The organism is Sinomicrobium pectinilyticum, assembly GCF_003725735.1.
GTDB lineage: Bacteria > Bacteroidota > Bacteroidia > Flavobacteriales > Flavobacteriaceae > Sinomicrobium > Sinomicrobium pectinilyticum.
Genome location: NZ_RJTM01000151.1, coordinates 1 through 12,566, shown reverse-complemented (window position 1 = coordinate 12,566; position 12,566 = coordinate 1). Strand labels below are relative to the sequence as shown.

At 42.4% G+C, this 12,566-nt stretch carries 8 protein-coding genes; all 8 read left to right on the top strand.

The window, feature by feature from the left end; genetic code table 11:
• The first annotated feature begins 483 nt into the window (after window positions 1–483).
• The 8 genes from ED312_RS20270 (at window position 484) to ED312_RS24520 (ending at window position 11,778) form a co-directional block, all read left to right on the top strand.
• Window positions 484–3,600: a SusC/RagA family TonB-linked outer membrane protein gene (locus tag ED312_RS20270; protein ID WP_123217849.1), complete on the top strand. Its 3,117-nt coding sequence runs from the start codon at window positions 484–486 to the stop codon at window positions 3,598–3,600.
• 276 nt (window positions 3,601–3,876) lie between these two features.
• On the top strand, window positions 3,877–5,316 hold the full coding sequence (locus ED312_RS20265; protein WP_123217848.1) for a RagB/SusD family nutrient uptake outer membrane protein: 1,440 nt from the start codon (window positions 3,877–3,879) through the stop codon (window positions 5,314–5,316).
• A 634-nt stretch (window positions 5,317–5,950) separates the two neighbouring features.
• Window positions 5,951–7,015: an ATP-binding protein gene (locus tag ED312_RS20260; protein WP_123217847.1), complete on the top strand. Its 1,065-nt coding sequence runs from the start codon at window positions 5,951–5,953 to the stop codon at window positions 7,013–7,015.
• On the top strand, window positions 6,990–7,610 hold the full coding sequence (locus ED312_RS20255) for a response regulator transcription factor (protein ID WP_123217846.1): 621 nt from the start codon (window positions 6,990–6,992) through the stop codon (window positions 7,608–7,610). The genes ED312_RS20260 and ED312_RS20255 overlap by 26 nt, the downstream gene beginning before the upstream one ends.
• Before the next feature lie 491 nt (window positions 7,611–8,101).
• Entirely contained in the window at window positions 8,102–8,596 is a 495-nt protein-coding gene (locus tag ED312_RS20245) for a TlpA family protein disulfide reductase (protein WP_123217844.1), read from the top strand.
• Window positions 8,593–10,266, top strand: a complete 1,674-nt coding sequence (locus ED312_RS20240) for a DUF6029 family protein (protein ID WP_240643157.1) — start codon at window positions 8,593–8,595, stop codon at window positions 10,264–10,266. Before ED312_RS20245 ends, ED312_RS20240 begins: the two co-directional genes overlap by 4 nt.
• 193 nt (window positions 10,267–10,459) lie before the next feature.
• Entirely contained in the window at window positions 10,460–11,395 is a 936-nt protein-coding gene (locus ED312_RS20235) for an Omp28-related outer membrane protein (protein ID WP_123217843.1), read from the top strand.
• 230 nt (window positions 11,396–11,625) lie between these two features.
• Complete coding sequence (locus ED312_RS24520; RefSeq protein ID WP_394342884.1) at window positions 11,626–11,778, top strand: thioredoxin family protein; 153 nt, start codon at window positions 11,626–11,628, stop codon at window positions 11,776–11,778.
• Window positions 11,779–12,566: the final 788 nt, after the last annotated feature.

Here is a 12,566-nt window from a genome sequence, read left to right as displayed (position 1 = left end):
GGGCCGGTCGAATCCTGGAAATAAACGAGTTCATTTTTTAAAGAATAACAGAAGGCGTCCGAAAGGGCGTTTTTTTGTTAGAAGCTGTTTGAATTTTGTTTTCGGAATACACATAAAAGGACCATAGGCGATGTCCTGAGTATACCTGTACTGGGCACTTCGGTACTCAGTGTATCACCTGTTGAAGTACCTAAGAGATAAAATTCGGACAGATTCTAAAACTTTCTTGCTGTATGTGTTAAGTTACTTATCTCTGAAAAATCCATGTTAATCTTTGTCACCCATTATTAAGAAATTGTAATATATATATAAAATAGTGGATGATATCAATGGACGGTTTGTTGAGGTTATTCCTCCCGGCATATAGCCCCTTGTACGCCCCATTCTTAAGAAAAAAGTTAAGAGTGCTATCCGTGTAGTTAAGAGAAGATACAATTTTCAGGAATATATCCGGAAAAATGATCTAATTCAGATGTATGTGATATGATACTAAAGTTTACTCAGAAGCTGACGTTCCTGTTGGCATTTATCGTACAGCTTTCCTTTGCGCAGGAGAAGACAATTACGGGTAATGTGACAGACGGGCAGGGGATGCCGTTACCCGGCGCGAACATCGTGGTAAAGGGAACATCAACAGGTACCCAGACCGATTTTGACGGGAATTACAGTATAACGGTCGGCGTAGGGCAGGTACTGCAATTCACGTATGTAGGGATGGCTACCGCAGAACGGACAGTGGGGGCCTCCGCGACCATTGACCTACGAATGGAAGAAGATGCGCAGGCCCTGGAAGAAGTCATTGTAGTTGCCTATGGAGAACAGTCCGAAAGGGCCATAGTAGGGTCTGTTGCCAAAATTGATTCACAGGTTATAGAGACACAACAACTTACCGATGTCACAACGGCCATCCAGGGAAGTGTTCCGGGGGTGAACATCATTGCTGCCGGCGGACAACCCGGTGATAACCCGACCATTCGCGTACGTGGTATTGGGTCCATTAATGCTGCCGCAGATCCGCTGATAGTGGTTGACGGGGCACCGTTTAACGGAAACCTGAACACGATCAGCCAGGACCAGATAGAGTCCATGAGTGTGTTGAAAGACGCCTCCTCTACCGCATTGTATGGATCAAGAGGGGCCAATGGCGTTATTCTGATCACAACAAAAAAAGGGAAACTGAATTCTCCGGCCAGGGTGAATTTTTCAACTTCTCTGGGATTTGCTGATCAAGCCGTGAAATTTCATGATTTTATCGATGCTGACCAATACATGGAACTTTCCTGGGAATCCCTGCGGAATAGGAATATGACCGATGGTATGACTCCTCAGGAGGCTGCGAACGCCGCTTCCAATGGCCTGGTAGAACATCTGGGCTATAACCCGTATAATAATGCCATTCCCGTGGGGCCGGACGGTAGGCTGGTATCGACAGCCAGGAAATGGAATACCAATTGGGAAGACCGGATCATGAACAGGAATGCCTTGCGGCAACAATACGGTTTAACTGTTTCCGGAGGAAGTGAAAAAACGACGTATTTTTTCTCGGCAAATTACCTGGCCCAGGAAGGGTCTGTTAAGACTTCAGACTTTAACCGTGCAACAACGCGTTTGAATATTGATACCCGGGTAAACGGCTGGTTGTCTCTCGGACTGGGTTCGTCTTATTCGACGCAGGTCCAGAATTACCCGGAACAGTCGGGGAGTGCTTATCAAAGTGCCATTCAGTGGATTTATTCGGTATCTCCCATCTATCCGCTGTATAGAAGGGATACAGAAGGGAAGCTGGTGCTGGATAATTCCGGAAAGCCGATCTATGATTATGGCAACACTCCCGGACAACGTATAAACGCTTCCAGAACACCTCTTTCCGGAGAAAATGCCGTTGGGGCATTGTACAACTATAAAGTGAAAAATAACAGGGATAACTTTACGGCAAACGGTTATGCGAAGATAGATTTTACGGAGAACCTGTCGTTTAAAACAAACCTGTCTTATGAAAAATACCTGTTTGATAAGTATAGTTACGCTCATAATGGATTTGGTTATGCAGCCAATGTCGACGGACGTGTTTCCCAGGACAGGGATTTGACGACCACTCTCAACCTTATTAATGCGTTAAATTACAACAACACTTTCGGAAAACATCGTTTGAATGTAGATGTTATCCAGGAAGCATATCAACTGGAAATTAGAACCTTAAAAGCCCAGGGAACCGGTTTTTTGCCGAATGTTTATGAATTAAACGGCAGTACCACTCCCGAGAAAGTGGGGGGGTATACCGCGAAAGAACGGCTGACCAGTATCCTGGCCAGGGTTGCTTATAATTACGATAACAGGTACTTCATTGAAGGATCTTATCGGGGGGACTCCTCCAGCAGGTTTGCCGAAAAATACAGGTGGGGTGACTTTTATTCTGTCGGGGCTTCCTGGATTGTTTCCGAAGAGGAATTTTTGAGAAATAACGAGGTGTTGAACTACCTGAAGATAAAAGCGTCGTATGGCGAACTGGGGAATAACAGGGGCATTGGTTACTTTCCCTATTTACAGCTTTTTAATACAGGGTGGAATCAGGGCCCCAATACCGGTGTACTGCTGGGAGGTGTGACCGATTCGTTATTGTCATGGGAAAAAACAGCTTCGTTTAACGTTGGGCTGGACATGGCGTTCTTTAATAACAGGCTGGAAGCTACTGTAGAGTATTATAACAAGGAATCTGTTGACCTGATCTATGACAAACCTCTTTCTCCCTCAACAGGGAATTCCGAAATTAAAACAAATGTCGGCGCCGTAAGGAATTATGGTGTGGAAGTATCACTGAATTCGGTGAATGTCAGTACGGCTAAGTTTAGATGGACTACGGGATTGAACTTTTCTTTTGACCGGAATAAAATTACCGAATTGACACAGGACGGATTTATTTCCGGCACCAAGCGCTGGGAAGAAGGCCGCTCGCTGTACGATTTCTATATTCAGGAATGGGCCGGGGTTGATCCCGAAACCGGACAGGGGTTGTGGTACAAGGATGTACTTGATGCCAATGGGGAACCCACCGGTGAAAAGGAAACAACATCGGTGTATGCAGAGGCAAGTAGGAACTATGTGGGTAAATCTTCTTTGCCGGATGTTATAGGCGGTCTTACCAATTATTTCAAGCTGGGGGACTGGGATATGAACATCCTGTTTAATTTTAGTATGGGGGGCTATATTTATGATTCCCAATACGCCCGTATTATGGGCAGTCTTTCATCGGCAGGCGGGGCGGCGTCCGTTGATATGCGCAATCGTTGGCAAAACCCGGGAGATATGACAGATGTGCCTAAAGTAACTACGGAAAATAACGATTATAATTCGACGTCGACAAGATTTCTGTTCAAGAATAATTACCTGAGGTTAAAAGCACTTAATTTCGGATATAACTTACCGACAGCTATTTTAGATAACTACGGGATAAATAATATCAGAGTGTATTTCCAGGGAGATAATTTGCTGACATTTAAGTCGCATAAGGGAATTGATCCCGAGCAAAGCCTGGGCGGTACGACAAATTACAGGTCTTACAACCAGAGAATATTTTCCCTGGGGTTAAATATCGGTTTCTAAAATAAAAACATATTATGAAATGCCATTAACAGTCTGTGCAAACCTCCCGATCATTATCGGGACGATGATGATCGGGAGGTATTGCTCATAACATTTTATTTTAAGGAATCCGTCACAAACAGGGATGAATATATTTGGCCGGAAGCTGGAAGTTCGAAGCATGAAGTCAGGAAAATCTATCTCCGGGCTTCCATCTTTGGACTTCGGGCAAAAACAGGTTTAAATCATATTAATATAACTTGTTTTATTATAGTGTTTTAACTCCAATTTATTCACATGAAAAACATACTTCAAAAATTCCCGGTAGCTTTACTTTCATTATTGATGATTACGATAATGTCCTGTAGTAAAGATTTTTTGAATGAACCCGAACCTACCGACCAGGTGGGCACGGATGTGGTATACGGAAGCAGGGAAGGTGCCGAAGCATTTATTTCGGGGATCATGAGGCGAATGCGCGGGCAGTTCACTGAAAAAGGTGATGATGCCGGAGGATTGAACTCCATGCTGTTCGCAAGAACGGCAAAGGGAAATGATGTTGTGATAGGAACAGGCTGGTTTGCTTATGACTATGAAAATAACAACAGGGAACCTACGTATAGAAGGCCAAGATTTTCCTGGGAATTCCCTTATTATATTATCGGCCAGGTAAATCAGTTTATTCACGGGGTGAACGAAAGTGAAGCATTGTCCGAAACCGACAAGCGGCAACTATTGGCGCAGGGGAGGGCCATCAGGGGATACTACTATCATCAACTGGTGCTGGAATTCGCCCCTGCGTATTCCGTAGCCCCTGATTTCCCGGCACCGCCAGTCTATACCGAATTGTCCCTGGAAGGGCACCCCATGTCCCGGACACAGGAGGTATACGATCTGATCCTTGAAGATTTACAGTTTGCCGTAGAGAATGTGGGTACATCCCGTCTGGATAAATCCTATATCAATAAAAATGTGGCCCATGCAATGCTGGCACAGGTGTATCAGGTGATGGGAAATTGGGAGGATGCTGAAACCGCAGCTAATGCTGCTTACGGAGGGGACTTGTCTTCGGCCCTGGTTTCCGGATCATATGCAAACGGGTTTAACGATCTGTCGGTCGGGGAATGGATATGGGGACTGCCCCAGTATGACGATCAGTCACAGTATTATTACAGCGCACCGCATGTACAAACAGATCATAGCGTCGAATCTTATCAAAATGCCTATTTTAACAATGAGTTTGTCAATCTGTTTTCCGGTACGGATATAAGGAAGCTGTTTAACAATTACTACGAGGTAGAAGAATCGAGTTTCAGGCATTGGGTGACCAGTAAGTTTGCATTTACTTTTGATGCGGATATACCTATCATCAGAACAGCCGAAATGATATTGATTGAAGCAGAAGCAAAATATAGAAACGGTGATGCCGGAGGGGCCCATGACCTGCTGTATGCTATTCAACAGAACAGAGACCCGAAAGCCATAAGATCTTCGAATACCGGGGAAGATCTACTGGAGGAGATCTTATTGGAAAGAAGAAAGGAATTGTATGCGGAGATCGGGGTGGAGTGGTTTGATGCCAAAAGGTTGCAGAGAGGCATAAGCAGGTCCGGAAATCACAGGGTTGGCAGTTCGGCAGATCTTGCCCCGAACGACAAAAAATTCTATTTGAAAATTCCGCAATCCGAAATCGATGCCAATGCAAATATTGACGGTTCGGTGAACGAAAATCGATAATATTCATATCCGTATGATTAGTCTCAGGTTGGTTGGGGGAGTTGTTCTTTAGTTATGGAGTTTATAAGTATTTCCTGAATAACTCATGAACTCCATAACTAATGCACTTTTCAATAGTTAAACGCTACTGTTGTATTTGTTAAATTGCTTGTTTCCGAATATTTCTCTTAATTTTTGTCATCCGTTTCCGGTTTTTTGTAATATATAGTATAGAGAAGAGATTGCTGATGGACAATACAAATTATATAGAGCTCTTTGAAACCCTTTTTCAAATGGATCAAACAGCACTTAAAAATTAGTTTACATTGTTTTTGTTTTCATGAATGTAGATTGATTTAGTTTGTTGGCAGCCCGGTAAAACGGGCTGCTTCTTTTATATGTGGCTGCCAACCGGTATGGATGTATCATCGGCCTCAACTCAACTGGTCCTCGTTTGAGGCCGGCGGAAACGAGGGCTCATCGTATAACGCGTACGAAAGGGCATTACTCCGGATAATTATCGGGATGCCGGATAAAATGGGATCCGTTACAAACAGGCACCAGCGGGGAGATCCCGGGAAATCGAACAATCAGTTATAGAAACATCAACTACATGTATAGTCAGTATTTTTCCCATAATTCTTGATGGTGTGGCATGAAAAAGAATTACTCCAATATTATGTTCTGCCTTTTTGTTTCCATAGGCATTTACAGCCAGGTATATCCTTGCGGACTGTATCCTTTTGACGAGGGAGAGTTGTATTTACCCGGTTCTATCGGGTATAGTTATAAATTAACCAGGAACGGAGAGACATATCAGGACTGGTCTGAGCCATCCCATAAGGTGAGTGCTCATTTCCCTCTTTTGCCCTCGGGAAACTACACCTTTATGGTTAAAGCAACGAACAGGCACGGAGAATGGCGGGACCGCTGTATTTCTTATACATTTACCATACCCCCGCCTTTTTGGAAAACAGGATGGTTTTTTATATTGCTTTTTGCATTGTCCGGAGGAGTTGCGCTGGTAATATACAGGACCCGGACCCGTCATGTGAAATATATCAATAGCTTACAAAACGATTTTTTCCGTCAGCTGACGGAAACACGGGAAGAAGAGAGGAAACGGATAGCCAGGGAACTTCACGATGGAATAGGCCAGAGCCTGGTATTGCTAAAGGCCCGGCAGGAGGAAGAAAGGTTTAGCTCACAGATACAATTGTTAATTGATGATATAAAACGGATTTCCGGCAACCTCCATCCGGTATATATAACCAGTATGGGGCTGTCCATGTCCCTGGAGTACCTGATAAGAAATATAGACGAAGTATCCTCTGTTTATTTCAAAAGTACAATCAGCAGGGAGGTCGATGAGTACTTCAAAAAAGAAAAGGCCTTACATATCTATCGCATTGTCCAGGAAAGTCTAAACAATATCATAAAACATTCAGATGCGGATGAAGCGCTGATATCCGTTGGGATAAAAAGTGGTTTTTTAAAAATAAAAGTGGCAGATAACGGTAAAGGAACAGCGTGTAATCCGGCGGCCGGGAAACCATCTATGGGATTGAAAACCATGAAAGAACGTATTGTGCTATTAGGAGGTGAATATAAGATCGTTGAAAAGGGAGAACTGGGAGGCTTTGAAATCAGCTTTAAAATACCAATATCGGGCCAGTGTAAAAAAAATAAGCAAAATGATAAAAATATTATTAGCGGATGATCATCCTTTGGTTCGAAGAGGGTTGAGAGATGTCCTTAGGGAAGACCCGGATAATATAGTGGTGGCAGAAGCCAGGGACGGAGAAGATGCGCTTGACAAAATCCTGCACTACAAACCGGATATGGTCTTTATCGATATCAATATGCCTCATAAAGATGGTATAGAAGTGATCAGAAATGTACGGAAAAAGTATCCCGGAATAAGTTTTATCGTATTGACAATACACGATAATCAACACTATTACAAAGAAGCCATAGAAACCGGAGTTAAAGGGTATTTATTAAAGGATTATGCTTTGACTGAGATTAAAGATTGTATGAATACCGTGAGACAGGGTAAAAATTATTTGAGTCGTTATATGGACTGCGATGAAAATACGGGGTGTACGGACGTGCTGAAAAAAATAACGAGAAGGGAAAAGGAAATATTAAGGGAGCTTATGGATGGAAGCAGTAATCGCAAACTGGCTGAAAAGTTCTTTTGCAGTGAGAAGAACATAGAAAGAATAAAGACCAAGCTACGTAAAAAACTGGATCTGCCCCCTACTTACAACGCCCTGCTTTCCTGGGCAATGCAGAACAGAAAACTTTTATGATTCCCAAAAGGGACAGGCCCGGCCAGGCCCCGTAACAAAAACGGCTTTGCGTTGTGGTATTGCCCGCTCTGCACTTTATCATGCAATAAAAAGGCATAGCGAAGCTGGAAAACCTGTCCCGGCACAAAAACCTTATTCTTAAAAATAGGAGTTTCCCTATACTTTTTGTAATCCATAAAATCTACATTCGTCATATTATTTAACAAAAAAATAATATTATCATAACTATAAAGCAAGAATTAATGATATATGGCTGTTTTGATCAAAGGAAAATACATTCATCATATTTTAAGCTGTTTTTTAGTCACAATACGCATGTACAGCTGTAAAAAAGTGTAATGACAGCCTTTTGACACCTTGCATGTATGGGATTATACGGGAGTTTCTTAAAAGGGCGAAAATTATGATGACGGCAGGAAAAGAGAATACCGTGATTGAAGCCGGTTCATCGAAAAATAATCTATAATCATTTAATTAAAATCAGGTATATAATGAGATTAACCTACGTATTTATAGCTGCTACCATGTTGCTTGTACATCTTTCTGCCTCCGGGCAAAGCCAGGAAATCCCTTCTGTCCCTTTAAAGGCCTTAACGGGAAAACATTTCGATACGGTACAATTCAATGAAAGAGAAAACCCCGTGATATTGAGTTTCTGGGCCACCTGGTGCGGGCCTTGTTTAAAAGAACTGGATGCCATCAACGATGTTTATGCCGACTGGCAGGAAGAGACCGGGGTTGAACTATACGCCATATCGACAGACGATTCCCGGGGAATAAAACGTGTAAAACCCCTGGTCAACGGAAAAGGGTGGGAATTTGAAGTATTGCTCGATGAAAACCAGGATTTTCAAAGAAAAATGAATGTTGTGGCAATGCCCACGGTATTAGTCGTGTACAAGGGGAAAATTATCTATCAGCATACCAGTTACGTTCCGGGCTCCGAGAATAAACTCTATGAAAAGATCCTGGAATATTCAAAATGAAAAAGACGTATGCTATGGTAAAAAAGACAGGTCTGCTTTTTTTGGGTCTGACATTGATCTCAAATCTCAGTAATGCACAAATAAGCGGAAGTCTGGAATCTACCGGTCAAAGGTATGTAGATGACAATAAAATACAACTGGACGGGGAAGACGCCGAACACCGCTATCGTTCCAATTCCTATTTAAAACTCGATTATATTACGGGCTCCTGGAGTTTTGGGGTCCAGGGGGAATCCTATCTTCCCCTATCCCTTCTTAACTACAATCCGGAACTGAAAGGGGTGGATATCGGGACAGTTTATGCCAGGTACAGTAATAAAAAATTAGGGCTCGATGTAACCGCGGGACACTTTTATGAACAATTTGGAAGCGGATTGATATTGCGTAGCTGGGAAGACAGGCAATTGGGAATTAACAATGCCATTCTCGGAGGGCGTGTTGAATATGCTCCTGCAGACGCCCTGACATTTACATTCCTTGGGGGCAGACAACGTGTAGGTCTGGGGTTTGACCTTTCCAAAGGGACCCTCTACGGCGCCAATATAGAAGCCGGACTTTCAGATATTTTAGCGATCAGTACTGTCGATATAAGCTTCGGGTTGTCTTATGTAGGCCGCTATGAAGATTATGAGCATCGTTATTTGAACGGTAACAATGCGCATCTTGTAAATTCCTATTCCGGGCGGTTAAGTGTATCTAAAGGCGGCTTTTATTCCGAAATAGAATATGTCCATAAAGGAAAGGACCTGTTGATGAATATGGGGGCACCGCTGATAGATGGAAATAAAAAAGCCGGAAATGCTTTTTTATTGGACCTCGGGTACGCCAGAAAGGGGCTGGGTGTCAATGCCTCCCTGAGAAGAATGGAAAATATGAGGTTTTATTCCCAGCACGATCTGGACGGTAACGTATTTAACCGGGGAGTTGTCAATTATGTACCGGCTTTGACCAAACAATACGACTATGCCCTTCAGAATATATACGTATACCAGGCACAGCCTCAATATCAGACAACCCCCAAAATCGCGGCCGGGGAAATAGGCGGGCAGCTGGACCTTTATTACAAGTTTAAGAAAAACAGTGCCCTGGGAGGAAAATACGGAACACAGGTAGCTTTAAATACGTCATACTGGGGTGGACTGGATATTGAAGGAGACCCGGAAACAGGGATGTATACAACAAAAGCCCTGGGCTTTGGTGATAAATACTATAACGATATGGCCGTGGAGGTCAGAAAAAAGTGGTCCAAAAACTGGTCGTCCGTATTCATGTACCTCAATCAACACTACAACAGGGGATATATCGAAGGCAAGGGAGGCATGGTCAATGCCACTACGGCAACTGCGGAAACCACTTATAAATTCGGAAAGTCACAATCCATCCGGATGGAAGGCCAGCACCAATGGGTGAAAGACAATTTTAAGAATTGGGCCGCAGCAACCGTGGAATATGGACTTGACCAACACTGGTCCTTTTATGTTCACGACAGCTATAATTACGGGCTTGATAAAATCCACTACTATAATCTGGGGGCAAGTTTTTCGAAAAATTCTTCCCGGGTAGCCCTGAGCTATGGAAGACAGCGCGGGGGATTGCTTTGCGTAGGGGGAGTATGCCGTATGGTCACGGAAGCTGCCGGTTTTACTTTATATGTGTCTACTTCTTTTTAGTACGGGAGTAGTGGGCTACCAGATTATAACCAGAAATTTTTTAAAAAGACAGTATTCAGAATTTAACATTTTATACGTTTTGCCCCTTTCCCTGTCAAACTATGAATACAGGGAATATGGACTTATCCCGGTCTTCAGCTAGTGTCCGGATAAGTTCAACAAAATAACAGTTCAACTAATAAATTTTAATTTTATGAAAAACAAGTATGTATTGCTAATGCTGCTACTGGTCTCTGCCTTTTCACTGACCTGTTTGAATTCGTGCAGTAAGGGAGATGATGACGCTCCGGATAATAATGAGAAGACCCCCGACGTGGCGGATGAGGAACTCAAATATGAATATAAAATGCTGGTTGACCAGTTTACAGCTGATTGGTGCCAATATTGCCCTTTAGCACACTATTATATGGACGTCGCAAAAGAGGAGATTGGAGATAAAATAGTCATGTTAACATGGCACGCCGACCCCCTGGCAGAAGCGGCTAAAGAAAAAATGGAGGAGTTGGCTTCTAACCTTGGAGTAGGAGGCTATCCTACTTTGTTTCAAGGGCGTTATAGGGAATTCTCATATCCTACTGTCTTAAGCGATAAAAACTTTGATCCAAAATCTGACAATGATAAATTATCGAAAAACATAGAGAAAGATTTTTTGGATATAATAGAAGAAAGTAGTCCTGTAGGGATCGCCATTTCTTCCTCATTAGAGAAAACAAAAGGCCGTATAGAGATAGAATTTGCCTTTCCCAAGGATATGTCGGGATTGAGTTATGCTGCCTATGTGGTGGAAGATAAAATAATTCGACCTCAGGTAGATGCTACGGAAGGAAGGCTTTTTCCTAACCTGAAATTCGGAGATATAGAGATTATGGCGGATGGGAAAAAGTATGATATGGAGGGATTAGCCGATTTTGAACACAATGATGTAGTTAGGGGAGCTACTGGTACGGTTTCAGTCCCCAAAGAAAACATGAAAGAAGGAAGCTATAAAACTACTTTAGATATAAACTATATTTCCGAGAATATTGAGAATTTAAAAGTAGTGATAGTGGCAACGGATAAAAGAGGCATATCTGTAAATACTCAAATTGCTCCGGGAAATACGAAAGTAGATTTTCAGATCATAAAGTAATATAAGGGGCAAAACGTATAAAATTTTAGTAAATAATCGTTAGCTTCAAAATAGCGATATAAGAGTTTTTTCCTGTTCCTGTCCAACTATGGAAAGACAATACTACAAAAACAGATGAGAAAAAATATTGTGATATACCTTCTGCTCCTGTTTAATGGATTTATGGGGCAGGCACAGCTGGTAATACCCGTAACCTGGCAGGCTAAGGCAGAAAAGCAGGTGAACCGGTAATGATCGATTTTACCGGACATACTTGTGTGAATTGCTGGAAAATGGAAGAGCGGGTATGGAGTGAAGAGAAGATATTGAATATCCTTAAGAACGATGTGGTACTGGTTTCCCTGTATGTCGATGATAAGTGGGAATTGCCTGAAAGTGAATAAAATATATCCGAAGCTACCGAAAAAAATAAGGACTATTGACAACAAATGGAGTGATCCGCAGATCACAAAATATAAGGCTAACGCACAGCCATACTACGCTTTGGTCGACGCCGGGGGCAATGACTTGGTAGGGTCGATAGGATATACCCCGGATGTTTCTCCATTGAAACCCCGAAAACGCCCATAAATACAATCCCTTAAATGGCCCTATCCGGGCTTGTTTGGAAGCAAATATCTACACGGTTCCAAGCTGGTCCTCGTTTGAGCTCCGCGGAAATGAGGACCCATTGTATAATGCGTTTATTACGACACTTCGACTTTGTTAGTACAGGTAAACTCAGTACAGGTGTAACGCACCTTAAAAGGCATTTCCCAACTGAAGTGGAATTTCAACTATAAACTTCATTCAAAAATAAATTGGCGCTCAGAGGTGCTAAAGTAATATTTGAGATTTACAACGAGTTGGGCAACATTAGAGAAATCCAATAAAATTTACAAAATCTCCATTTGAATCGGGAATTAACACTCTGTTCCAGGCTTTTTAAGATCTTGTCGCATAGTTTTTCATAACGCTAAAAAGTTAATGTTTCTGTAATATTTTCGTAATATCTTTCTTCTATAGTCAAAGTAATTTTCTTTCTCTTATTAAAAAAGAAGACAATGAGGAAATTAAATTACCAATTTTACGCATTATTATTATCTTTTATCTTTATGGGTTCCTGTAGCCTGGATCAAATATGGCACGGGGCGGGAAGTGAAGAAACAGGCCCTTTTACAGAAGAAGGAGG